The sequence below is a fragment of the Sphingobacteriales bacterium genome (genome assembly GCA_012517435.1).
Classification (GTDB): Bacteria; Bacteroidota; Bacteroidia; order CAILMK01; family JAAYUY01; genus JAAYUY01.
In genome coordinates, this window is record JAAYUY010000114.1 from 1 (window position 1) to 25,775 (window position 25,775).

Sequence of the window (25,775 nt, forward strand, 5' to 3'; positions counted from 1 at the left end):
AAGAATATTGTTTAAAAACTTTGCTATTTATCCGGGTAACAGAGGAACAAATCCATTTTTCTACCTCATACCTGAAAAAGTTTGAGGTAATCATCAAAAACAAAAATGCGGTTTCGGCTTTGTCCTGTTATTTCTTTGAGTATGCCGTTTTGGTGCATCCTGATTACCAGCTCATTGGCAGATTTGAAGGTTACGCCCAGCAGTTCTTGAGCTTCGTTTATCTGAATCACCGGTTTATTAAACAAAGCATTGAGAAGTAAAGCCGCTTTGGAAGCCCGCTTGCCATAAACTGTGGAAAGGGAGCTTTCCAATCGATCTTTAAGCTCCAGGATGTTGCTCAGCGTTTGAGTAGCATTTTCTGCTATTTCGGCAATGCCCGCCAGAAAGTATTTGAGCCATTGGGTCATATTGTTTTTGGTGCGCACAAAGGTGAGGTTTTCATAATAAAGGCCCTTGTTTTTTTCAAAGTATGAAGAAAGATAAAGCAGTGGTTTTTGAAGTATTTTTTGGTCTATCAAATATAACGTAATAAGCAGTCGTCCTATACGTCCGTTCCCATCTAAAAAAGGGTGTATGGTTTCGAACTGATAATGAGCAATGCCTATTTTTATGAGTGCCGGAACATTAATTTCGTCATTATGCAGAAATTTCTCCAAATCGCTCATCAGCTCAGGCACAAAATCCTGATGAGGCGGAATAAATACGGCATCTAATAATGTATTGCCACCAATCCAGTTCTGGCTGGTTCGATATTCTCCAGGTAATTTATACTTTCCACGCACATTACTCAATAAGGTTTTATGGGTTTGTATGATGAGGCGTGAAGAAAGAGGAAGCTTCTCCATCTCTTTGATAGCTTCATTCATAGCTTTAATGTAATTATTTACTTCCCGCCAATCATTTTTACGCTCAGGGTCAATTTCAACTTCATTTAAAAGCGCTTCGTCCATATTGGTTTTCGTGCCTTCGATTCTGCTTGATACCACAGCTTCTTTGGTTACATGCAATTGAATAAACAAATCGATATTGGGCACCAAACGGGCATAGGAATTAAGCTCGCCTAATTTTATGGCTGCTTTTTCCAGCAAAAGGTTCAGGGTTTGATCTTCCCATCTCCATATATCATTGATTAAAGTTGGACGAAAATAAGCATATCCAGCAGGATGCTTTTCATAGTTTCCCGCTTTATAACTCTCTAAATGTATCATTTCATTTTTTTTGCAAAGGTAAAATAAAAATATTTTTATTTTACCTTAATATGACCAAAGTAAAATAACGATTTTTTTGTTTTACTTTGATATATCTGACCTATCCCTTTAAAAATCTGGTTAGATTTAGCTTTAGATTTTATTTTCATCACCCGCAGCGAAGAAATCTTATTTGTTCTCTGTCTGTCAGTACTGTTTCTTCCGGTATTTCTGATTGTTGTGTTTTGTTCAGCTAAGCTAATCATTTCCTCTAAAAATCCTTTCAGGATTATCAATACCTGATTTTCATTAGTAACTTTTTGGGGAAATTATCTTAAGCTTTCCTTTACTCAATCTTTGCTTTCAGACAAATGGAGATTATTCCACAAACAACTTACTTATGATATAATCAGATAGCAGCATGCCTTTTCTGGTCAGGATCAGAAATCCGTTTTTATCCGACATGAAATTCTCCCGAATAAAATGCGTTGTCTGACAATCGAATTCTTTTTTTTGTTCTTCAGTCAATAGGGAGATTAAATATTGATAATCAATTCCATCAGAAGTTCGCAGACGGGTCATTATGTATTCATTCAGGCGATCGGTTTTGCTCAGTGTTTCAGACTCAAAATAGTCTTTCCCTTCACTAATTGCCATGATATATTTATGGTTGACATTTATATTCCATTGCCTGCTGATCAGGTTGTAGGAATGAGCTGAAGGGCCTATGCCCAGATAAGGTTCATTCTTCCAATAGGCTGAATTGTGTATGGCACGGAAGCCTTCTCTCGAAAAATTTGAAATCTCATAATGTTGATAATGATTGTCTTCTGCAAAATCACACAGAAGATTGAAATCTCTGATCATGTCGTCATCAGCCGGAGGAAGTTTCCTGTTTTTTTTCACCTGCCACGAATAGATGGTTTTGGGTTCGAGTGTGAGTGAATAGGCAGAAAAATGCGGGATGTCAAAATCCTTTAGTTTTTGAAGATTTTTCGTAAAATGGCTGCTGCCCGGAATGCCATAAATCAGGTCAATACTCAGGTTGGAAAATCCTGTAGCCAAAGCTGATTCCAAAGCTTTTTCCGCCTGCTCTGCCGAATGTGTACGGCCTAACCATCGCAAATCATCATCAAAAAAACTCTGAATACCAATACTTAACCGGTTAATTCCAAGCTCTATCAGGCCTTTCAGGTAATCCTGAGTTAAATCATCCGGATTGGCTTCGATGGTCATTTCAGCATCTTGTTCCATGGTAAAGTACCTGAAAATCTGATTTAAAAGCAGATCTATTTCCCTGATATTCAATAAAGAAGGCGTCCCTCCTCCAAAATAAATACTTTTAAGGTGACGATCAGGCAGATAATTTTTTCTCAGTTCAATTTCCTTACACAGAGCCGGCAGCAGTTTTTCCTTTCCCTTCAGGGAGGTGGTAAAATGAAAATTACAGTAATGACAAGCACTGCGACAAAACGGAATATGCAGATAAATTCCCGCCAAATCCTAAATATTGTGTATTTTTGAAGTGCCGAAAATAAATATTTTCTTGCAACAAGGGCAACTTTTTAAACCGACTGACGTTAGATGGTGCATGTATAGGTTATTGTTATTGATCCTGTTTGTAACTTCCACATTCTATTCATTGGCCCAGATAGGTGGCAGATATGTTTACAGTTTTCTTGACCTGAACTATTCTGCCCGAAATTCAGCATTGAATATGCCTGCTGTTCCGGTGTATGATAAAGATATTTTTAACGGGTTGTCGAATCCTTCGCTGATAAACCCGAAAATGAACAATTTTCTTGGATTTACGGCAACCAATTACCTGGCAGATGTAGCTTACGGATCTGCTGTTTTTTCAAGAACCATCAGAGAAAAGTATTATGGACTTGCAGGTGTCAGATATATCAATTTCGGAAAATTTACATTGGCCGATGAATATGGAAATAAAAACGGAGAATTTCATGCAGGTGATTTTGCTTTAAATCTGGCTGCTGCCACCCTGCTGACCGAAAAACTTTCGACCGGGGCTTCCATCAACTTTATTTATTCTTCCTATGAAAGCTACCGCTCGTCAGGCCTGGCCATCGACTACGGATTGACCTATTTTGACACATCCCGTTCGCTTACTGTAGGATTACTGGTCAGAAATCTTGGATTTCAGCTGTTTTCCTACACAGGAGAAAATGCCGAGCCATTGCCACTCGATGTTCAGATCGGTTTTTCCAAAAAGCCGGAACACAATCCGCTCCGGTTTATTGTAGTAGCCCACCATCTGAACATTCCCGATTTTGCCTATCCGAATCCTGCCAAAAAGAATTATGATTTGAACGGAAACGTCATTGCATCAAAAGTACCTCTTAGTGAAAAGATTTTCAGGCATTTTGATTTGGGTGGAGAATTGGTATTATCTGAAAACTTACATATCCGTTTTGGCTACAGTCATCAGGCACGAAAAGAGCTTCAGGTATCCACACGTCCGGCACTTGCAGGTTATAGCTGGGGATTCGGACTGAGAATCAGCAAGTTTCATATTTCTTACGGAAATACTATTTATCATCTGGCGGGAGGCAGCAACACCTTTTCCTTAACTGCCAACTTATCGGAATTTACGAGAAAAAAAGGCAAATAAGGCTTTTCTGCGGATGGCCAAGAAGAATTGCCAGAAAATTACTAATCATTTAGCCCGATATAGCGCAAAAACTCAGCTTTGATTTCAGGTTCATTAAATTTACCGAAATACTCAGCGGTGATGGTGGTAGTCGAGTTGTCCTGAATCCCCCTGCTGGCCACACACATGTGTTTGGCATCAATTAATACAGCCACATCTTTGGCATCAGTAACATTCATCAGTTCGCGTGCGATTTGAAGCGTCAGGCGCTCCTGAAGCTGGGGCCTTTTGCAGTAATAATGTACAAGCCGGTTGATCTTTGACAATCCGATAACCTTCCCTGTACTGATATAGGCCACATGGGCTTTCCCGAGAAAGGGGACAAAATGATGTTCACAGTTGGAATGGACAGTGATGTCTTTTTCCACTATCATCTTGTTGTATTTGAATTTATTTTCAAAGAGTGAGATTTTGGGTTTATTGGCAGGATTTAGTCCGCTGAAAAACTCTTTGACATACATTTTGGCTACCCTTCGGGGTGTTCCCTTCAGGCTGTCGTCTGTCAGGTCGAGTCCTAAGATATTCATGATTTCAGTAAAATGACCGGCAATCAGTTCAATTTTCTGATTGTCGTCAAGTTCAAAAGCATCTTTCCTCATCGGAGTTTCGCAACACTGAAGAATGTCTTTTTTTTCCATGTTTATTGTTTGATAAATTTACTGGTTATTGTTTTTCCTTCTGTTGACAAAGTTAAAAAATACACACCGGGGGAAAGAGCTGATATTTCGATGAATTCAGTATTTTCAGCATTTTCATTCTTAATTATTTCCTTGCCGGTGATGTCTTTAATAACAAATGAACATGGATGATGTTCATTGCTTATTTTGATAAAATCATTAGCAGGGTTCGGATATATGAGAAAATCAGAGGATTGAGTTTCAGTTATACCTGAAACGTCTTGTCTTTTGAGAATAATCCCGTTTGTACCGACCGCAAAGCCAATGACAGGATTGACAAAATAAATTTTCATGATCGTTTCAGCAACAGGATTAGTCCATTCCTGTGTCCAGTTTGAACCACCGTCAACGGTTCTGAGGATGGTTCCGTTTGTTCCGCCAATAAATCCAATGTTTTGCCCGACAAAATAAGCCGAATAAAAGTCAATATTTTTAAAGTTTTTAGCATAAATCTGTGTATCTGTCCAGTTGATCCCGCCATTCACCGTACGCTTGACTTTTCCTTTCGGGCCGACAATATAACCTACATTGGCCGTGATAAAATAGCTGTTGTAAACAGGCTCAGTGGTTCTTTTTATGGTATCCCATGTTTTACCACCATCAATGGAGCGCCATACTCTGCCACTTTGAGCGGTTAAAATACCGGCAGTATCCACCGGAAATTTTACACGGATAAAATTATCCATGGAATAGACGAGTTTTGCCTGCCACCCAATACCATCGTAAAAAATATAACCACCTGAATTTGAGCACACATACCCCCTCGTTTTTGACGGAAAAGAAATATCGTTAAAATCGGCATTGGTGCCAAGGTTTATTTTAGTCCATGAATCGCCCAGATTGGTGGTTTTATAGCATGCACCTTTCTTCCCGACCACATATATTGTTTTCCCGTCAATAAATTCACATGCCTTAACCTTATCAGTGGTTACTGCCGAAACCTTGTTTGTCCATGTTTCACCTCCGTCTGTGGTAACAAGAATATAATTAACCGTGTCGTTGTTGCCCACCACAATTCCGGTATCCTTGTTCCAGAATTTAACGTCATAGAAAGTACCACTTTTAACACCGGATGGTTTTGGTTTCCAGCCGTAAGTCTGTGAAAAAAGATTCAGGCTGAAGGTTAAAACAATCACTAAAACAGCTATCTTTTTCATAATTCCAGTTTAATTTTTCTGCGAATGTAAATATTTTTTCCTGATTTTTAATTTTCAGACATCAATCAGCCCGGAGAAAAAACGGACATAAAATTATCATCAGGCAGAAAGTTTCCAATTGCTGAATCGTAATTATTGTTTCTTTTATCAAAAGCTAAAGACTCTGACAAATTTTCCATAAACGCTCAAGTTTGACAGCTCTTTATTTGGAATAATTGTTGAATTTCTTCACCTTTGCAACTTCTTAAAATTATGTTAAAATAATCAGAACATGAGAAAATTAATTTTCCTGTTGTTTACCTTACTGTTATTTCAGGGAGTAAATGCCCAGGAGCCCGTCCAGTTTGTCGAACCAACTGCCAAACAAGACATCAATGTCATGGAATACTCCATTCCTTTTAAAAAGTATATGCTCGACAACGGATTGACTTTCATCGTTAATGAGGACCATTCCGATCAGGTGGTCAGCATTCACCTTTTGTTCAAAATCGGTTCGGCTGCTTCACCTGCCGATATGAACGGGATGATGAACATCATTTCAAAAGTTTTATTCGACAACAAACAATCTGAAGATTATCAGTTCATTCAGAACTATGGCGGGGATTACCAGTATAAGCTGACACAGGATTATCTGAGTTGTCTGATCACTGTTCCCAAAAACATTTACAAACTGGTATTGTGGTATCAGGCACAGAAGCTGTTTAATTTTCAGCAAAACCTGACCTCTGATGTATTCACGGCAGTCAGGCAAAAGGCCATTGAAGAAGCCTATAAATCAGTCGGAACTCCTGAAAGTCAAGGTCTTGTAAAAGCCATCAAAGGATATTATCCGTTCGGGCATCCCTATTCATGGCTGCCTGTGGGAGATCCTGACAAAACGGAACTGATTGAGCTGAATGATGTCAAAAAATTCTATGATCAGTGGATTGGAGCAAACAACCTAATTATAACCCTCTCAGGTGATTTATTGTCAGAAGATGCTCTTGAAACAGTAAAAAGTTATCTTGGTAAACTGCCAAAGGTTCCTATGACAGCCGAAACAGTAAATAATGCAGCTTTTCTGGCGGAAAATCCTGACATGAAAAACTCAGAAAAACAGTTTTTCATGAACTTGTTTACTGAAAATGAAGACTTTAAAACACCCCTTTTGTATCTGATATATCCCGGAGTTGCCTATTCAGATCCCGGCCGGTTTGCCATGGAATATGCTTCCTACCTCTTTGATAACAATGATTACGGATTGCTTTACAAATCGCTGGTAGAATCAAAACTGGCAAAGGAAGTGAGTGTAAAAAACTATTCTTTCCGCTCCGGAGGATATTTTATCGTGAAAATTGTGGCTGACGGACAATATCCGCTAACGGTTTTCAAAGACACGGTCAACTATTTCGTAAACAATACATTCGGACAGGTTGAAAAAGGGACCATCAAAAGAATGAAAGATGAGAAAAAAAGTATTAAGGAGGACGGCACCGTTATCGAATTCAATCCCGCCTATTCGAGGCTGGCACTTGGGGAAGAACTTCCTGTTTACAAAGGAAAAAAACTCATAGAACTCTGTTCGGGGGCCGAAGCCACTAATAAAAAATGTAAGATACTGGGATTTAACGAGTTGTATTACAGTAATCCAAACAATATTTCTGATGAAATCAAACAATTGGTGAACATAAGCCCGCAGCGTATCCAGAAACTTTGCCATGAAAATCTTGCCCTTAGCAAACCGTTGGTTATCAGTGTTTTAAATACATCGCAGGGAAAACTTTCTGCCGGAAAAGAAAACTATTCCCCGCAGAATCTACAAACTGTCATCCTCCACCCGACCGATGATGAAATTTCGAAAATTCAGACCATTGCTTTTAACGTTAAAAAACCAAAAAAATCAAAGATTTCAGCTTATATTCCTCCCAAAAAAGAAGTGAACGTACTGGAAAACGGACTTAAATATTCAACCTTTTATCATAATGAAACTCCGGTAGTTCAGATCCTGATAGCCATCGATATTTCTGCCCTTCAGGAACAAATGCCCATCCCGGAAGTTTTTAACTACTTTAATGTTTTGATGGAAAACCGAATCATCAGTCTTCAGAATGGTGACTTAAAGGAGCAGTTAGACCTTTCCGGCATTAAATACAGGTGTTTTGTACAAAACAAAACATTTTACCTGAACCTGACATTGATGAATGACAATCTTCAGTTTGTAAAGGAATTTATACGCGAATATTTCTGGGGACAGGTGAGAGGCCCTGTGGATGTGGAGAAAATCTCAAAGATTATTTCGGATAACAGGCAAAGACCGGAATTGGCAGACTATTACAACATATTGAAAATCAGTACAAATCCAAACACAAACCGGATGCTTGTCCCTGAATTTGTTGAGCCCAACCATAAAAACTCATTCTACATTCTTCAAATCAATGAAAAACTTCCGTTTTTGCTGACCCCTGCCAAAACTACCGTAACTGTTACCGGGAATTATCGTCAGGGTGAAATCATGGATTTAAGAGAAATCTTCCGTCAATGGCAACCCCTGACATTTCCGGGGTCTGAATTTCTTTCAGCAGATAGCATGGCTCAGTTAAAAGGTACTTATTTCCTGACATGGAAAAGACAGAACAATCCAAAAGTATTCCTGAAATATGCCTCCATTCCGTTTAAAAACTACGATGAGCAGATTAAAATGGATTTCATTAATTATCTGATGAAAACGAGGCTGGCTGACAAACTCAGTGATAAGAAATACATCACAGAGCTGAAGCCGGGTGTTGTTTTTACCGGAAAGACCTATGATTATTATTTCACAGCATTAATTGAGGAAGGCTCCTTTATTCTCGGACTGAAAGAGCTTGATGCAGCCTTGTTCAAACCGGAAATTTCGACCATTGACAAAAAATTGTTTAAAGAATATAAAAACGCTTTCCTGCTGGGGGATTTTGTCATGTATCAGAATGATTTTCACAAGACTATCCTGATGAACAACATGCTTTCGCGTGATATTTCAAGTGATTTTTACGCCATGAAATTCAAGCTGCTCAAAAAGCTAAAACCGTCTGCGCTTCAGTCATTTGCCGATAAATCTGTTCAAAGCGAAAATAAGTTGCTCATAATTGGCGGGAACCGTGAACAACACCTCGATAACATTAAAAATGCAGGCTTTTCTCCCCTGATCGAAATTGATGAAAATGGATTCCCGGTTAAAAACTAATCTTCAATCATGAATAAAAAATATTTTTCTTTCCTGCTGCTTTTGTTTCTGACAACAGCAACATGGCTTAACGCTCAGGTACTCGACCCTGTAAAATGGACTTTTTCCATCAACCCGCTGAAAGACAATCAGTATGAATTGATCTTCAAAGCTACTATTGACGACACATGGCATTTGTATTCCATAAAAAAAGCTTCGGAAGACCCGAACGCGATGGTACCGGTTCCCACTTCCTTTCATTTTGATGAAAACAAATCAGTTGAATTTATCGGAACTGTTGAAGAACGAACCAAGGCAAAAGTGGAATTTGATCCTAATTTTGAATTAGACCTTGCATTTTTCGAACATGAGGCCATTTTTGTACAGCTTGTAAAAGTAAAAGAGCCGACCAAAATCAATGGCTATCTTGAATTTATGTGCTGTGACGACAAACAGTGCCTTGCCCCGAAAGAGATAGAATACAGCTTTGATTTCAGCTTTGTGGGAGAGCGTGAAAAACTGGCAAAAGAAAAGATAGCTCCTACGGAAGTGCCTAAAGAAAAACATCTTGGGTTTTTATTAATTGCTTTTCTTGCAGGGCTGGCCGCATTGCTGACTCCATGCGTATTCCCAATGATTCCGATGACCGTTTCCTTTTTCCTTCACAGTGAGGCCGACAGAAAAAAAGGAGTCATAAACGGGCTCATATTTGGTATATCTATCATATTGATTTATACTGTCATAGGATCAGCAGTTGCCATTATTTTCGGAGCCGATTTTGCCAATTGGCTCAGCACCCACTGGCTTCCCAACATCCTGTTTTTCCTGATTTTTGTGGTTTTTGCCGCTTCCTTTTTCGGAATGTTTGAAATCACCCTTCCCAGCTGGATGATCACCAAATCAGACAGGCAGGCAGAACGGGGTGGACTGGCAGGCTCTTTTTTTATGGCTCTCACCACTGTACTGGTCTCATTTTCATGTACCGGGCCTATTGTAGGAGCTTTGCTGGTTGAATCTGTTGAAGGAAATATTCTTAAGCCAATTTTAGGAATGTTTTCTTTCGGTCTTGCTTTTTCCATCCCATTTACACTCTTCGCCATCTTTCCGAACTGGCTGGCCAATTTGCCCAAATCAGGCGGATGGCTTAACAGTGTTAAAGTCATCCTTGGTTTTATTGAACTTGCATTAGGGTTGAAGTTTCTGAGTGTGGCCGATCAGACCTACCACTGGGGTATTCTTGACCGCGAAATTTATCTGGCTTTCTGGATCGTTATTTTTACCCTCATGGGTTTTTACCTGCTGGGAAAAATTAAGTTTGCCCATGATTCTGATGTTCCCCACCTGGGTGTTCCCCGTTTGATTCTTGCCATCATCACATTTACCTTTGTCATTTATCTGATACCGGGAATGTTTGGGGCACCGCTCAAAGCCCTTTCAGGCTACCTGCCTCCACAAACCACCCACGATTTCGACCTGAATGAAATTATACGTACCAATGCTGAGCTGATTATCAACTCAGGAAACGATGGACAAAATGTCCAGGCTGAAAATACAGGGGATCAACCGGTTTTGTGTGAAACACCCAAATACGCTGATTTTCTTCATCTTCCTCATGGACTGCACGGCTATTTCGACTATGATCAGGCAATGGCTTGTGCAAAAGCACAAAACAAACCACTTTTCATTGATTTTACCGGTCATGGTTGCGTCAATTGCCGCGAAATGGAAGCCCGCGTTTGGTCAGACCCAAGAGTCCTTAAGCTTTTACGGGAGGAATTTGTTTTGGTGGCTCTTTATGTGGACGATAAAAAACTATTGCCAAAAGAGGAATGGTACACTTCGAAATACGATGGCAAACTAAAAAAAACGATAGGTAAGAAAAACGCTGATTTCCAGATTTCCAATTTTGGCGTTAATGCCCAACCCTATTATGTCATTTTAAATCATGACGGGAAACAACTGGTCCCTGCCCATGCTTACAATTATGATATTCAGGCATTTATTGATTTTCTAAACAATGGTCTTGAAAAATTCAGGGCTTCATCCGTATCAAAACCAGCATTTGAGGTTGTTGAATAATGGAAAAGGTTAGAAACATACTGCTTGAGGCAAAAAAAAGCCTTGACGAGCTCATAGCAAACGATGAAATGCTTCATCGGATTGAAAATTCAGCCAGCCTCATGTCGGAGGCGATAAGAAAAGGGAAAAAAATTATTTCCTGCGGCAACGGAGGGAGTATGTCGGATGCAATGCACTTTGCTGAGGAATTGACAGGCAGGTTTCGTGCAGACCGGAAAGCTTTGCCAGCCATAGCCATTTCAGATCCTGCCCATCTCACTTGTGTTGCCAATGATTATGGATATGAAAATGTTTTTGCCCGATTTATCGAAGCCATTGGAAACGAAGGAGATATTTTATTGGCCATCAGCACCAGCGGTCATTCACCAAACATTCTGAAAGCCATCGCAGCAGCACGTTTTAAAGGAATGAAAATCATAGGATTAACAGGAAAAGACGGAGGAAAAATGTCTGCTTTATGTGATATTGAAGTCCGTGCCCCTTATTCACCTTACAGCGACCGTACGCAGGAAATTCATATTAAAATCATTCACATTCTGATACAACTGATCGAGGAAAAACTTTCCGTAGAATAAAAAAAATCAGCATTCAACAAAAGTCGAATGCTGATACTTCATGTATGAGCTAATTTGTTAGTCTTATTTTTTGGCAGCTTCACCGGGTTTGAACGAGAGCAGTTCAACTTCGAAAATTAAAGTTGATCCACCCGGTATGGCACCCTCAATTCCCTGATCCCCATAAGCCAGTTTGGAAGGGATATACAGTTCATATTTTGAACCGGCATTCATCAGCTGAATTCCTTCCGTCCAGCCGGGAATAACCTGATTCAGGGCAAATTCGATGGGTTCACCACGGTCGTAGGAAGCATCGAAAACGGTACCATCTATAAGGGTACCCTTGTAATGAACTTTCACCACATCGTTTGCCGTAGGGCGAGGGCCTTTACCTTCCCTGATTACTTTATACTGAAGTCCGCTGGGTAATTCTACAACCCCCTCTTTCTTTTTGTTTTCTGCCAGCCATTTTTCTCCTTCCTGGCGGTTGGTTTCAGCGTTTTTCATGGATTCTTCACGAGCTTTCATGGCTAATTCCTGACGGAATGCACTGATAACCTTGTCTTTTTCCTGATCATCGAACAATGCCCTGTCTTCAAGATAGTCTTTCAGCCCTTGAGCCAATGCCTCAGGTTGAATTTCTATTTTCTGGTCAACAAAGTTTTTTCCGATATCCAACCCAATGGCATAACTTACGGAATCAAGGTGATTTTCTACCTTATATTCCTTCGGGCCAAACAATTTTGACTTTTTACAACCAGTAAAAACAGATACACTGATTGTCAGTAAAATGATAATAATAAAACTCTTTTTCATGATTTTGATTGATTAAGTGAAAAAATGTATTTTATTGAGGAATAACCTTTATGAGTTCTACTTCAAAGATTAAAACAGAGCCTCCGGGGATTTTATCGCCAGCACCACTGTCGCCATAGCCGAGGTCGGAAGGGATGTACAATTCATATTTACCCCCTTCTTTCATCAGTTGCAAGCCCTCCTGCCAGCCCTGAATCACTCCGTTAACCGGAAATTCAGCAGGGGTGCCCCTGTCGTAGGAAGCATCGAATTTAGTACCATCGATCAGTCGGCCTGCATAATGAACCATCACTTTGTCGGTCAGTTTGGGCGATGCTCCGGTTCCTTCCCTGATCACCTTGTATTGCAATCCGCTGGCTGTCGTAATTACACCGGCTTTCTTTTTATTTGCGAGTAAAAAAGCTTCACCGGCCTGTTTGGTTTTGCTGATCTGATCCTGCTGAGCTGCCTGTTTCTTCTCATTAATCTGAGCGACATAAACAGCCAGAACCTTTTCGCTCTCCTGATCCGTTATCAGTTGTTTTGCCTGCGTCATTCCCTGCAAAATACCTGCAAGCAGTATGTCTGAATTGATTTCAATTCCCTGTGCCTTAAAATTTTTACCGAGGTCATAACCAATGATATAGCTCACCGAATCGACAATGTTTTTAAACTTAATATCTTTATTCTGAGCTGAGATATTACCTGCCGATGCAACCACCAACAGAAAAATGAACAAATAAATCTTTTTCATTGTATTGAAAATTAAATTAAGAAGTGCAAAGATAAGCTAACAATCTGAAATGAACATTTGTAAAAAGGCTTGAAAATCAGGAATTGGATAGTGCAAAAGCTTTACCAGCTTTAAAAGCTTCCATGTTTTTCTGCACCACATCTTCCCCTTTTCTGCCAAAAATAGCTTTTAAGGCTTCAAAATACAATTCATCTTCAAAACTGAGGAAAGGAGAAGCTGCACCGAGAATAACCATATTGGCACTGCGCGATGAACCTGTTTCTTTGGCAATCTTATCGGCATCGAGCAAAACATGATGAGGCTGTTTCCTTATTTCTTCCAGTACAATGTTCAGGTCAGGATAGTTGGGAATATTCACAAATGGTTTATTGTTGGTGATTATCCATCCGTCTTCCCTGAGCCATGGTAAATACCTCAGTGATTCGAGGGGTTCTACCGATAATATCATATCTGCCCTTCCTTTTGGAATCAGATCGGAGGCAATCGGTTTGTCGGAAATTCTCAGGTGAGAAGAGACATCCCCTCCCCGCTGGCTCATGCCATGTACTTCCGACTGTTTCAGGTATAAGTTCCGGGTAACTGCAATATAACCTATCACCGTAGCAATGGATAAAATGCCCTGACCGCCAACGCCTGAAAGAATAATATCTTTTTTCATTTCACTGGGTTTTATGATTCAACTGTATTTTTTTCGCTTTCCTTTGCCTTTTCTTCCTTGACTCTTCTGTTGAAGGTCTGGATACATTCTCTTCTGGGAATGATAACCGATAATCCCGGGTAGGCCAGTTCTTCCTTAATAATCCTGACATTTTCCTCATGATACTTTTTCAGCGGATTAATGACCTTAATATGTTCGGGATCAACACCTACGGCTTTACAAATCTCTTCAATTTTACCATGACCGGGCGTAGGCTGTCCACCCGTCATGCCGGTAGTACCATTGTCGAGTATCATGACCGTAATCGGGGCATTACAGTTTGCAGCATCCAGCAGGCCTGTAATTCCTGAATGAGAAAAGGTACTGTCGCCAATGACGGCAACGGCAGGAATCAGGCCGGCATCGGCAGCTCCTTTGGCCATGGTGATAGAAGCTCCCATATCCACACAGGAATTGATGGTATGAAAAGGTGGTAAAGCTGCGAGGGTATAACATCCGATATCTGACATCACTCTTCCGCTCCCGTATTCGGCCATTGCTTCATTCAGAGCAGTATAAGAATCAATATGCGAGCATCCTGCACAGAAGGAAGGTGGGCGACCCACCATAAAATCTGGTGGATTTTTCCCTTCCTGAATGTGTATGCCAAATGCTTTGGCCACAATATTTGAGTTTAATTCACCATCGCGGGGAATAGTCCCGTCCAGACGCCCGTGTATCGGCTTTCCATGATTAAAAAATCCCCTCAGGTGATTTTCAATCATTGGGTAACCCTCCTCCAGAACGAGGACTTCATCAACTTCTTCGTATAGTTTATAGATAAATTCAGAAGGAACAGGATACTGGCAAATCTTAACGACAGGGTAAGGACATTCATGATTCTCAAAATTTTCAATCAGATAGTTATATGCCAGACCGCAGGAAATAATTCCAAGCGATTTGTCTTTCCCCTCCAGATAAGTATTAAAATCTGAACGAACAGACTCATTTTCAAGCAAATTCTGTTTTCCGAGTAAGTCTTTATATTGTTTTCTTGCAATGGCAGGAAGCAGAACATACTGACGAAGATTCTGTGGCAGCTGAACTTTATTTTGTGCAATTTTAGGCTTTCTGACAACCCCTGAACGGGAATGAGCCAAACGGGTGGTAATTCTCATCAGAACAGGCAGACCGGTTTTTTCAGACAGGTCAAAACCATAAAACACCATGTCGTAAGCTTCCTGCTGATTGGAAGGTTCGAGAATGGGAATCATGGCAAAATTGCCGTAAAACCTTGAATCCTGTTCGTTTTGCGAAGAATGCATGCTGGGATCGTCAGCGGCAACGATAATCAATCCGCCATTGGCACCGGTAATGGAAGAATTGATGAAAGCATCAGCAGCTACATTTAATCCGACATGTTTCATACAGGCCATGGCTCGTTTCCCCGCGTAAGAAACACCCATGGCAATTTCCACTGCTGTTTTTTCATTGGCTGTCCATTGATATTTAATTCCCATTTCTGCTGCTTCCCTGCTTTTCTCAATATATTCCGTAATCTCAGTCGAGGGAGTTCCCGGGTAAGCATAAACCCCGCTTACGCCTGCATCTATCGCCCCCTGAGCAATGGCTTCATCTCCCAGTAAAAGTAATTTTTGCATAATTGTCTTATTTAATCCTGAAAAATTGGAGATGACAAAAATAGAATCAATAAGCAATTAATAAAATGTTTTTGCTTTTTTTAGAAAATTTTATTTCGGGGATAAATAAAAAAAGCCCGACAGCTTATTTGATAGCTGTGGGCTGTTTACTGAAAAATCTCTTTCAGTCTAATGATCCTGACAGCCTGATTTTGATTTCTGGCAGCCCGGAGCCTGAGGACAGTTGGTACCGGAAGATGTATAAGGTGTTACCTTATATCCAAGTTTCTCTATGGCTTTACCTAATTTGTCGGCATCTGTTTTGGCAGGGTCATATTTGACTGTAACCTTTTTCAAATCGAGATTAATGTCAAATGACTTCACGCCTTTTTCATAAGCCAGCATCTTTCCGATAGTGTTTTTACACGATTCGCAATGCATGTTGACAGAATAGGAAACTGTTTTCAGGTTATCCTGCTTCTCAGGTGTTTTTTTACTGTCCTGAGCATTTGTCATCAAAACCGGTGCGACAAACAAAAGTGTCATTAAAATAGAGCTGATTATCTTTTTCATGAGAATGAATTATTTAAAAGTTAAACGTAAACCTGCATAAATTCTTCGGCCTAAAACAGGGCCCCAAACCCGGCTGGCATCAAACTCATTTTGAAACGGGTTTTCATAGCCGAGGATTAATTTGTCCTGAACAAAATCCGTCAGGTTTTCTCCGCCAAGATACAGTTCAAAATTTTTAAAGTTTTTGCTGACCTGCGCATTGACAATAAAAAACCCGGGACTATATTCCTGCACAACCTGATCATTTTCAATCAATTGAGGGAGACGGCTTTTCCCATTGTACTGAACCGTAAAGTCAAATTTCCATTTGTCCCATGGGGTGGAATAAGCAAGGTTGAGAATCCCTTTGCTTTTCTTCGACATCAGTTTCTCCTTCAGAATGCCAAAATAGGTGGTTTTAACATCATTCAGCCGGTAAGCCAGAAGGACATGGAAACGTTCGAAAGGTTCAAAGGTAAGTTCAGCCTGGGCACTGTTGGAATAACTTTTACCGGCAAGGTTGTAAATATGAATCAGGTCGGAACATAAATCCATATCCACGATCACCTGGTTGATAAAATCGGTACGATAAAAATCGAGATTAAGATGGAATGGCCGTCCGGCAATTTTTTTCTCAGCCGACAAAAACGCACCATAATTCCATGCTTCTTCAAGGCCAGGTTCTTCTTCAAAAATGATGGTTTTCGAAGTTACCAGCAGCATGGTATTTTCGGCAATCACATTGGGGAAGCGATATCCTTTACCTGCCGATGCCCTGAGGGTAAAAACGTCATTAAATTTATAACGCAGATGCAGTCGGGGTGTCAGCAGATTGCCATATTTCAGGTGATAATCGTCTCTGAGACCGGCAATCAGAATTAGTTTGCCGAGCGAATTATAGGTATATTCGGTAAAAACCCCGGGAACAATTTCCTTCCTGCCAAGATCCTGCTGATTGAACATCATGTCGTAATCGTCATAAATAAATGAAGCCCCTGCAACAATGCCATGTCTGGTGTTAAACAGGTAGGTCTGATGTATCAGGTTAAAGTAAAATGAATTCTGAACAGCATTAAAATCATTCAGGCCAAAAAATGAATTTTGCTGATGATGGGAAACTGAAGCCAGCAGTGCTGTTGACGTAGATTCCTTGTATTTGGAAATAAATCCGCCTTTGTAAAAGCCTTCTAATCTTCTGGTATTGATTTCAAGGCCATAGGCATTGGTAGTGCCTTTATCGGTGGCTTTATTGAATACCAGTTGTCCGCCATTTTTTACTTCCTCGGTGAAATAAATGCCTGCCTGCCCTTCATAATTGGGAAGGGTCAGCTTCCAGCGGTTCAGCAACATGTACTGTCTGGAAAGCGGATAATCGAAAAAGCCGTCATTATTACGGTCAAGTGTGGTATTAAAATAGTTCCCATGTAAAAAGACCATGGTACTGAGTTTCTTATTCAGTTTATGGGCAGAATAGGCATTTGCCTCCAGCCGTCCCAGAGAGCTGCCAAACACATTAAGATAAAATCGTTCGCTGGTATCGGGTTTACGGTATTCGTAATTGATTTGCCCTGCGACAGATTCAAATCCATTTTTAACGGATGCAGTTCCTTTTGAAATCTGAATAGATTCAAGCCAAGGCCCAGGTACATACGACAAGCCGAAAATACTTCCCAATCCACGCAGGGAAGGAATATTTTCCATCTGCATCTGGGTGTAAACTCCTGTCAGGCCGAGCAATTCGATTTGTTTTGCACCGGTGAGGGCATCAGCAAATGAAACATCAACCGAAGCATTGGTCTCAAAACTTTCGGAAAGATTACAGCAGGCTGCCTTTTTAAGTTCAGACTGTGTGATAATCTGAGTGCTCTGAACAGAGGATTTTGAAAAATAGGAACTTCCTCTTTTCTCACTTATTTTAACTTCACCAAGCTCAATGGTTGATTCGAGTGTAACATTTACCAGCGTTTGTCCATCAGCAACCAAAACCGTGTCTGTTTTATATCCGATATAGCTGATAACCAGATGATTGCTTTCAGCTACACGGCTGAGTTTGAAGTTGCCGTTTTTATCACTGACAGTACCCTTGAGTACTTCAGCCCAATAGACATTGGCCCCTGATAAAACCTCAGTTTTACCATCAGAAGTTGAGCCTTTTATCTGGCCAAAAATATAGGTATTCTGTGCTGATAATTTTAATTGATTCATTATCAGCAATATAAGAATAATTGCTAGTTTATTTATTGTTTTCATATTTGTGCTTATTTAGAGGTTGTTAAAAAGATTTTAACTAAACAAGCACAATGGGAGGAGCTCTCAGCCGCAGGTTCCGGTAATATTCCTGCTGAAATATTTTATCCTGAAAAGATGTGATGAATTGACCAAATATCCATGCGGTACTTTCATCAACATGATATGTTCTGCTTATTAAAAAAACCTGAACAGAATAAAAAACCGGGGGTAAGCTTGTAAGGATACAATTGGCTTTTTTAACAGGCTTGTGAGTATCAGCGGCATGGTGGCCGCAGCAATGCTGCACCCCTGAAAGCTGAACACTTTGGGAAGTGGTTTCATCATGGTCAGGGCATGAGAGATGATGTTCATGGGGAATAATGTTGTGTATCAGCAACGACATGACAGGTATTGCCAATACTAAAAACGTTATTTCCCTGAATTTTTTCATGCGAAACTATTTCTTGCAAAAATAAGGCAGTTTTGTAATTTTCAACATTCAGCCCTCAGAGAGAGATGCTTTCTGTCCGTTGAAAAGAAAAATCATACTTTTGCAGCATGCAATAAGCCGCTAAATCTCACGTTTTCCATTGGCACTGATGAAATCATATATATCTTTTAACCTGCACTTTTTCAGAAAGGATATTTTTTTTATCCTGATGATGCTCATACCCGTCAGCGGGTTCAGCCAACCTACAGCAGTTGTTAAAGGTATTGTCAGGGATCTGGAGGGAAAGCCGGTTGAATTTGTCAATGTTTCGATTGAAGGGTCAAAAACAGGTACAACCACCAATCAGAGCGGGTTTTATCAGCTACAGATAGCTGCAAATAAAGAAACGGTGCTGATATTTTCATACATTGGCAAGGTCAGCAGGGAAAAAATTCCGCCCTTATTGGCCGGTCAGGTATTTGAAAAGAATGTAGTTATTGATGTCAGAATCACCCTAAAGACCTTTGATGTTGAAGCTCAAACCTTTAAAGAATCCGGGAAAACGCCCATTCAAAAGGTAGATACCCGAGCGTTGGATGTGTTGCCGGCCACTTCGGAACGAGTGATTGCCCTTATCAAGACACTTCCCGGAGTTTCCAGTAATTCGGAATTAAGTTCCTCCTATTCAGTCAGAGGCGGCAACTATGATGAAAACCTTGTGTATATCAACGACATAGAGATTTACAGACCCTTTCTGATTCGTTCAGGTCAACAGGAAGGATTACCCATTATCAATTCCAGTCTGGTGGAGTCAATCCGTTTTTCTGCCGGAGGATTTGAAGCAAAATATGGGGACAAACTTTCGTCAGTGCTGGATATTACCTATAAAAACCCGCGTAGTTTCAACGCTGATTTTTCTGCAAGCCTGCTCGGAGCTTCCGTTCATGCAGAAGGAAGATCGGAAAACACCCTTTTCAGTTACCTCATAGGCGGCAGATGGAGGACTAACCGCTATCTGCTGAACTCCCTGGATGTGAAAGGCAACTACAACACCTCTTTTGCAGATTATCAGTCATATTTCAACTGGTATCTAAGTCCTGAATGGAAAATAGGCCTTTTCTCCTATGCAGGCAGAAATTTTTATAACCTTATCCCTGAAAATCAAAGCACTTCATACGGGACGCATCAACTGGTTCTGCGGCTGGATGTTTATTTTGAAGGTCAGGAAATCACCTCTTACAAAAGCTTTCTCAACGCCCTTGATCTTTCCTGCAATAAAAAAGACAGCACTTTTTTAAAGTTTATTTTTTCAGTATTCAATACCGTTGAAACGGAATACTATGATGTACTCGGAGAATACTGGCTTCGTCAGATAGAAACAAACCCGGCCAGCGAACAGTTTGGCGACCCTAAACTAAATCTGGGCGTGGGCGCCTTCCTTAATCATGCCCGTAACAGGCTTTTTGCTGATGTATATTCATTTCAGTTTAAAGGAAGAAGAATCTTTAAAAACAATGAATTTCAATATGGTACAAACAGTCAGGTTGAGATCATTGAAGATAAACTGAGAGAATGGCGGCTGCTTGATTCAGCAGGATACAGCATCCCGCTTAATCCCGATGAACTGACACTTGAGAGGTTTCTCCATACAAAGGTTCAACTCAGTTCATTCCGTCAAACTGCCTATTTTCAAAACACTTTTACACTCAGTGATTCAAACAGGGCTTACCTCACAGCCGGAATACGCTCTTCGTGGTGGAGTTATAACAATGAGCTGATTATCACACCAAGAATTCAGTTTGTGATAGAGCCTTTCCACAAAAAAAACCTTAGAATCATTGAAGGGAAAAGTGCTGACACTGCTTTAAAACCTAATTTTCAGATAAAGGCCTCTGCAGGAATGTATTACCAGCCGCCTTTTTACCGTGAACTCCGCAGTACCGAAGGCATACTCAATCCTGAAATACGTTCCCAGAAATCATATCAATTTTTGCTTGGAACCGATTATTATTTCAGGGTTTTTGACAAAACTTTCAAATGGTACACCGAAATTTATTATAAATACCTGACCGACATTATTCCTTATGATGTGGATGATATCAGGGTCAGATATTATGCCAGAAACAATGCCACAGGCTATTCGGCAGGCATCGACCTGCAGCTGTATGGTGAACTGGTTGGGAATCTGCCCAGCTGGTTAAGCATGTCGGTCATGTCAACCAAAGAAGACCTGGATGATGATTACACTTTGATATATGATTCAATATCAGGGAAATACCTGCGTACTGAGCAAGGCCTGATTCCACGACCTACCGATCAGAGATTTATGGCTTCCTTACTTTTTCAGGACTTTTTCCCAAAAATCAGAACCTCCAGAGTTCATCTGAACCTGATTTACGGGACACCTCTTCCGTTCGGCCCCCCGCAGTTCCCCAACCTCCGCAACAAATACAGGATGAGAGCTTACCGCAGGGTGGACATCGGCTTTTCTCAATTACTCGTTTCAAATAAGGAAAACTATAAAAGCCGCATCAGATTTCTCAACAACTTTGACGAACTTTGGGTTAGTGCTGAGGTTTTCAATCTTTTCGGCATTCAGAATGTCATTTCCTATCTTTGGGTAAAAGATGTCAACAACAATTTCTGGGGAGTGCCAAGTTATCTGACTGCGAGAAGATTAAATGTAAGTATCACAGCTAAATTCTGATAAATTGTCTTCAAAAAACAAAATCAGGATTTTATCACTTGCTCTGATTGGTTTTGGGGCAGCAGCAGGTATTTTTTCACGTCAATCCGGGAATGAACTTCCTGGCTTCATCGCACTGTATGCCGGTGATACATTCTGGGCTTTTTCAGCTTTTTTTCTGATCAAATTCTTTATTCCTGCTCTAAACCCTGTCCAAAATTCATTATCTGCTTTACTTTTCAGCTTTTTCATTGAAATAACCCAATTAATTCATTTCCCTGCACTCGATCAAATTCGCTCAACTTTTGCCGGTGGACTGGCTTTGGGTTTTGGCTTTCACTGGCAGGACATGATATGCTATGTAGCAGGTGTATTACTGGCATCAATCTGTAATCTTTTGATATTCAACAAACTAAAATGATAAATTATCATCATACAGGCGTTATCCATGTTTATGACATTAATTTAACTTTGCAGGTAGATGAAAGTAGCCATTATAGGAGACGGAAGCTGGGGAACAGCACTTACCAAAACACTTTTTGACAAGAAAGAAGTGGAGCTTTACTGGTGGATACGCCAGCAAAAAACCTATGAATACATTGTCAGATACGGAAGAAATCCCCGTTATCTTCGTTCGGTTGATATTGACCTGAAACCCAGATTTTTAAGCACAGATATTAAGTATGTTGCCGAAAATGCTGAGATTGTTTTCATTGCTATCCCTTCCCTCTTTATCCGGCAAAATCTTTCATTGCTGCAGGCATCTGATTTCGAGGGGAAAGTAATTGTATCCACTACCAAAGGCATACTGACGCATAAAAACATGCTGGTTTCGGAATACATGAAAGCACATTTTGCAGTTCCACCGGAAAAATATGTTTTTCTCACCGGTCCTTCCCATGCCGAAGAAGTTGTGAATCAGATGAATACTTACCTTACATTAGCGTCTGTATCGTTAGAAACTGCCAGCTTAATTGGTAATTTACTGAAAACCAATTTCTTAAATTTTCGCACCAGTACCGACATCAAGGGTCTTGAATATTCTGCTTCACTGAAAAATATTTATGCCATAGCTTCAGGTGTAAGTCATAGTCTTGGTTACGGTGATAATTTCATTGCCGTGCTGATTTCAAATGCTATACGCGAAACACAGAAATTTCTCGAACATTGTTGTATCTGTACCCGCAATATCATGACCTCCGGTTATCTTGGGGATTTAATGGTTACAGCCTTTTCGCAATTCAGCCGCAACCGTATGTTTGGCGAGATGATCGGGCATGGCTATTCGCCACGCGCAGCTTTGCTGGAGTTGAATATGATTCCCGAAGGCTACTATTCTATCAGGCCATTTTACCGCATCGCCAGAGAAAGCCATATAGAGATGAAAATTGTTACCGCCATGTATCAGATTCTCTATGAACAGGAAGACCCGCACCAAATACTGGAGCAACTGGCTGAAGGACTGGACTGAACCCGGAAATGATGAAAATCCTTAATAAATCATTTTGGCATCAAGAGCCTAAAACACATTCAGCTCTCTGAAAATACGGCTTGTTTCTTTCAAAATTCCCGGTTGTTTGTCGATATGTATCATTGAAGCGATGGAAAGGTTGGCAGTATAATAATCCATACCTGTTTCCGATTCAGGATTCTTTACGATTAAAACTGGGCCTACCTTTAAAATCACTTCATGGTGATTGGCCACTTTTTTCTTAAAAGCTTCTACTTTTTTCTCCAAAGTAGATTTAGGATTTTCACAAATAAAAGCATGCCCGATTTTTTCCATCAGCTGGTATTGCTGCCGCAGGTTGATACGCTCTTTTGAAATACCTAAAAATCTATGCAGGTCGGGTTCTTTACTTTCAGAGAGATAAAAGTCAAAACCTCCGGCACTCAGAATATCGTGAACATCACTGTCAAAATCTTTGAGTTTATTTTCATCATGGCAGGAAATAAAGAAGGAAACAGGAATGTAGCGGTTGATCGCACGGTTTTTATATTCGGAATCAATGGAATTAAAGGAAATATAGTCAGAAAAAGATTCCTGAAGAATAAAAATCTGGTCTTTCAGTCTGGCAATTTCTTCTTTATGCCGCTGCGACATCTCATTGATTTTGTTCTGATAATATTCATAGAACTGCTTCATATAGGGATTTTTCGGCCCGGCAGCCACCAGACGTTTCCCTTCATCTGTATCGGTAAATGACTGAAAGTTTTCAATGAATTTTTCAGCCAGTTCGGTAGCCTGTTTGACATAAGCAGATTCATATTTCCAGTATTTTCTCGGATTAAGGATAGCAGGATCAACTCCGGGAACGTGGGTTGGAACATTAAATCCAAAAGTTGGCAATTCAATATATTCTGCCTGATCAAGGGTACCATCAAGAATGGCTTTGATTATATTTCTGGTTGCCTGAATATCAATGCGTTTCCCAACACCATAAGGCCCGCCAATCCATCCGGTATTAACCAGATAAGCAGTAGCTCCATGTTCTTCCATTTTACGTGCAAGTTCACGGGCATACACAGTCGGATGAAGCAATAAAAAGGCAGCTCCGAAAGCCGAGGAAAATGTAGGCATGGGTTCTTTTACACCTCTTTCAGTACCTGCAAGTTTTGCCGTATAACCACTCAGAAAATAATACATTGTCTGATCTTTCGTGAGTTTTGCCACGGGGGGAAAGACCCCGAAAGCATCGGCAGTCAGGAAAATAATCTTTTTGGGATGAGTTCCTTTAGAGACAGGTTTGACAATATTATTAATGTGGTACAGAGGATAAGAAACCCTTGTATTTTCAGTTTTTGCCGCACTGCTGAAATCAATTTCACCTGTTTTTTCATCGTAAACAACATTTTCAAGCAATGCATCCCTGCGAATCGCATTATAAATATCAGGTTCTTTTTCTTTTGAGAGGTTGATACATTTGGCGTAGCATCCGCCTTCAAAGTTAAAGACACCTTCATCGTCCCAGCCATGTTCATCATCACCGATGAGGTAGCGGTCAGGATCAGCAGAGAGGGTTGTTTTTCCGGTACCTGAAAGTCCGAAAAAGATGGCCGTATCTCCATTTCTGCCCATATTGGCCGAACAGTGCATGGAAGCAATTCCTTTCAGTGGCAGGAAATAGTTCATGATACTGAAAAATCCCTTTTTAATCTCACCGCCATACCATGTACCCCCAATGACCGACATGCGCTCTTTTATGTTAAAAGCCACATACACATCAGAATTAAGTTTCTGCTGTTCCCAGTTGGGATTAACGGTTTTGCAGGCATTGAGCATAACAAAATCAGGAGTAAAATCTTTCAGTTCTTCCTCTGTCGGGCGGATAAACATATTTTTAACAAAATGAGCCATCCAGGCAACCTCGGTAATGACCCTGATTTTCAGTCTTGTATTTTCATTTGCACCGCAGTAGGCATCCATTACATAGAGATTTTTATTGCTAAGCTGACTGGCACTCAGAGCATGCAATTCATTCCATACTTCCTTCGAAATCGGTTTATTGTCAGACTTGTTGCCGGGAGCAGCCCACCATATATTGTCTTTCGACTCCTCATCAACAACTATGTATTTGTCTTTCGGGGAACGTCCGGTAAAAATACCCGTATCAACAGCAACTGCACCTAAGTTGGTAACAAAGCCTTTTTCATAACCTTCCAGCTCAGGATTGGTTTCATGTACAAAGAGTTCATCATAGCTGAGATTATAGTAAATTGTCTTTGTTTTTTGAATACCATAATCTTCCAGATGTTTTCGGATTTTTTCAACTAATTCTGCTTTCATTTTCTCAGATTTCTGTTTTGTTTATATTTCAAAATTAAAATATTTCCTGTGGATGGAGTTAAAGTTTTTTGTCAGGCATTATAAAAAACCTCGTTGTAAATCTTATAGGTTTCAGCGGCCATTTTTTCAGAAGAAAAGTTTTCAAGGGTTTTCAAGGCATTTTCAGTAAGTTTTTCCCTCAAATGATGGTCATTTAATACCCTGAGGGTTTGTTGTGCAAGGAATTCAGCATCTCCTACCTCAGCCATCAGTCCGTTGACCTCATGACTGACGATTTCAGGAATACCCCCTGCATTGGTAGTAACAACTGGTATCCGGCAGGCAAAGGCATCCAGCAGACTAGTACCAAGTCCCTCGGTTTTGGACGTAAATAAAAACACATCAAATTCCGGCAAAATATCAGGGATATTATCCTGAAAACCTGTCATAATGATATGTTTTTCAAGGTTTTTGGATAAAATATATTTCCTGATTTCTTCATCCAGCTCACCTTCACCGACAATCATGAACACGGCATTAATACCCTGACGGACTAAAATGTCTGCTGTATCGACAAAGGTAAAATGATCTTTATGATCGGCTATGGCTGAAATGTTTCCGATAATCAGTTTATCGGATGGAATGCCAAAGTTTTTATGCAGAATATGGGTATTTACTTTTCCCTGAAAGCGGGAAACATCAATGCCCGAATAAACAACCCTCAGTTTTGATTTGTCTTCAATATCTTTTTCAAGAACTTCCCTGATTTTATTGGAAACA

At 40.3% G+C, this 25,775-nt stretch carries 20 protein-coding genes; 7 read left to right on the plus strand and 13 right to left on the minus strand.

Annotated elements, in window-relative coordinates:
* Positions 1-65: 65 nt before the first annotated feature.
* Complete coding sequence (locus tag GX437_06695) at positions 66-1,205, minus strand: Fic family protein (GenBank protein NLJ07339.1); 1,140 nt, start codon at positions 1,203-1,205, stop codon at positions 66-68.
* 360 nt (positions 1,206-1,565) lie between these two features.
* The gene (gene hemW, locus GX437_06700; GenBank protein NLJ07340.1) at positions 1,566-2,687 is read right to left on the minus strand and encodes a radical SAM family heme chaperone HemW; all 1,122 of its coding nucleotides are present in this window, start codon (positions 2,685-2,687) and stop codon (positions 1,566-1,568) included.
* Between the two features lie 91 nt (positions 2,688-2,778).
* Here hemW and porQ point away from each other — a divergent pair, with 91 nt between their 5' ends.
* Positions 2,779-3,819, plus strand: a complete 1,041-nt coding sequence (gene porQ / locus GX437_06705) for a type IX secretion system protein PorQ (protein ID NLJ07341.1) — start codon at positions 2,779-2,781, stop codon at positions 3,817-3,819.
* A 41-nt stretch (positions 3,820-3,860) separates the two neighbouring features.
* Here porQ and folE read toward each other — a convergent pair whose 3' ends face one another.
* A complete protein-coding gene (gene folE, locus GX437_06710) occupies positions 3,861-4,496 on the minus strand; it encodes a GTP cyclohydrolase I FolE (protein NLJ07342.1) in 636 nt (211 codons plus the stop codon).
* Positions 4,497-4,498: 2 nt separating this feature from the next.
* A complete protein-coding gene (locus tag GX437_06715) occupies positions 4,499-5,692 on the minus strand; it encodes a T9SS type A sorting domain-containing protein (GenBank protein NLJ07343.1) in 1,194 nt (397 codons plus the stop codon).
* Positions 5,693-5,963: 271 nt separating this feature from the next.
* Here GX437_06715 and GX437_06720 point away from each other — a divergent pair, with 271 nt between their 5' ends.
* From GX437_06720 to lpcA, 3 genes are read left to right on the plus strand one after another with little or no spacing between them, the layout of a single operon-like run.
* Positions 5,964-8,894 (plus strand): insulinase family protein, encoded by a 2,931-nt coding sequence (locus GX437_06720; protein ID NLJ07344.1) that lies wholly within the window; start codon positions 5,964-5,966, stop codon positions 8,892-8,894.
* 9 nt (positions 8,895-8,903) lie between these two features.
* Complete coding sequence (locus tag GX437_06725) at positions 8,904-10,952, plus strand: DUF255 domain-containing protein (protein NLJ07345.1); 2,049 nt, start codon at positions 8,904-8,906, stop codon at positions 10,950-10,952.
* Positions 10,952-11,527, plus strand: coding sequence for a D-sedoheptulose 7-phosphate isomerase (lpcA, locus tag GX437_06730; protein NLJ07346.1), 576 nt, complete (start codon positions 10,952-10,954; stop codon positions 11,525-11,527). Before GX437_06725 ends, lpcA begins: the two co-directional genes overlap by 1 nt.
* 63 nt (positions 11,528-11,590) lie before the next feature.
* Here the strand turns inward: lpcA and GX437_06735 are convergent, their stop codons facing one another.
* The 7 genes from GX437_06735 to GX437_06765 form a co-directional block, all read right to left on the minus strand.
* On the minus strand, positions 11,591-12,322 hold the full coding sequence (locus GX437_06735; protein ID NLJ07347.1) for an FKBP-type peptidyl-prolyl cis-trans isomerase: 732 nt from the start codon (positions 12,320-12,322) through the stop codon (positions 11,591-11,593).
* Positions 12,323-12,353: 31 nt separating this feature from the next.
* The gene (locus GX437_06740) at positions 12,354-13,055 is read right to left on the minus strand and encodes an FKBP-type peptidyl-prolyl cis-trans isomerase (protein ID NLJ07348.1); all 702 of its coding nucleotides are present in this window, start codon (positions 13,053-13,055) and stop codon (positions 12,354-12,356) included.
* Between the two features lie 76 nt (positions 13,056-13,131).
* Entirely contained in the window at positions 13,132-13,713 is a 582-nt protein-coding gene (locus tag GX437_06745) for an indolepyruvate oxidoreductase subunit beta (GenBank protein ID NLJ07349.1), read from the minus strand.
* 11 nt (positions 13,714-13,724) lie between these two features.
* Positions 13,725-15,353 carry an indolepyruvate ferredoxin oxidoreductase gene (locus GX437_06750; protein ID NLJ07350.1) on the minus strand — a complete coding sequence of 543 codons (1,629 nt, stop codon included), beginning with the start codon at positions 15,351-15,353 and terminating at the stop codon, positions 13,725-13,727.
* Between the two features lie 168 nt (positions 15,354-15,521).
* Complete coding sequence (locus GX437_06755; GenBank protein ID NLJ07351.1) at positions 15,522-15,905, minus strand: hypothetical protein; 384 nt, start codon at positions 15,903-15,905, stop codon at positions 15,522-15,524.
* Positions 15,906-15,914: 9 nt separating this feature from the next.
* Positions 15,915-18,089 carry a TonB-dependent receptor gene (locus GX437_06760; protein NLJ07352.1) on the minus strand — a complete coding sequence of 725 codons (2,175 nt, stop codon included), beginning with the start codon at positions 18,087-18,089 and terminating at the stop codon, positions 15,915-15,917.
* 82 nt (positions 18,090-18,171) lie between these two features.
* Positions 18,172-18,564: a hypothetical protein gene (locus GX437_06765; GenBank protein ID NLJ07353.1), complete on the minus strand. Its 393-nt coding sequence runs from the start codon at positions 18,562-18,564 to the stop codon at positions 18,172-18,174.
* A gap of 148 nt (positions 18,565-18,712) precedes the next feature.
* Here GX437_06765 and GX437_06770 point away from each other — a divergent pair, with 148 nt between their 5' ends.
* The 3 genes from GX437_06770 to GX437_06780 are packed head-to-tail and all read left to right on the plus strand — an operon-like array spanning position 18,713 to position 22,700.
* The gene (locus GX437_06770; GenBank protein ID NLJ07354.1) at positions 18,713-21,250 is read left to right on the plus strand and encodes a TonB-dependent receptor; all 2,538 of its coding nucleotides are present in this window, start codon (positions 18,713-18,715) and stop codon (positions 21,248-21,250) included.
* A 4-nt stretch (positions 21,251-21,254) separates the two neighbouring features.
* Positions 21,255-21,650, plus strand: coding sequence for a DUF2809 domain-containing protein (locus tag GX437_06775; protein ID NLJ07355.1), 396 nt, complete (start codon positions 21,255-21,257; stop codon positions 21,648-21,650).
* 60 nt (positions 21,651-21,710) lie between these two features.
* Positions 21,711-22,700: an NAD(P)-binding domain-containing protein gene (locus tag GX437_06780; protein ID NLJ07356.1), complete on the plus strand. Its 990-nt coding sequence runs from the start codon at positions 21,711-21,713 to the stop codon at positions 22,698-22,700.
* A gap of 48 nt (positions 22,701-22,748) precedes the next feature.
* On the opposite strand, the gene pckA is transcribed toward GX437_06780, so the two are convergent.
* Both pckA and GX437_06790 read right to left on the minus strand, forming a co-directional pair.
* A complete protein-coding gene (gene pckA / locus GX437_06785) occupies positions 22,749-25,016 on the minus strand; it encodes a phosphoenolpyruvate carboxykinase (ATP) (GenBank protein ID NLJ07357.1) in 2,268 nt (755 codons plus the stop codon).
* Positions 25,017-25,087: 71 nt separating this feature from the next.
* A partial coding sequence (locus tag GX437_06790; protein ID NLJ07358.1) for a glycosyltransferase family 4 protein occupies positions 25,088-25,775 on the minus strand: 688 nt, incomplete at its 5' end.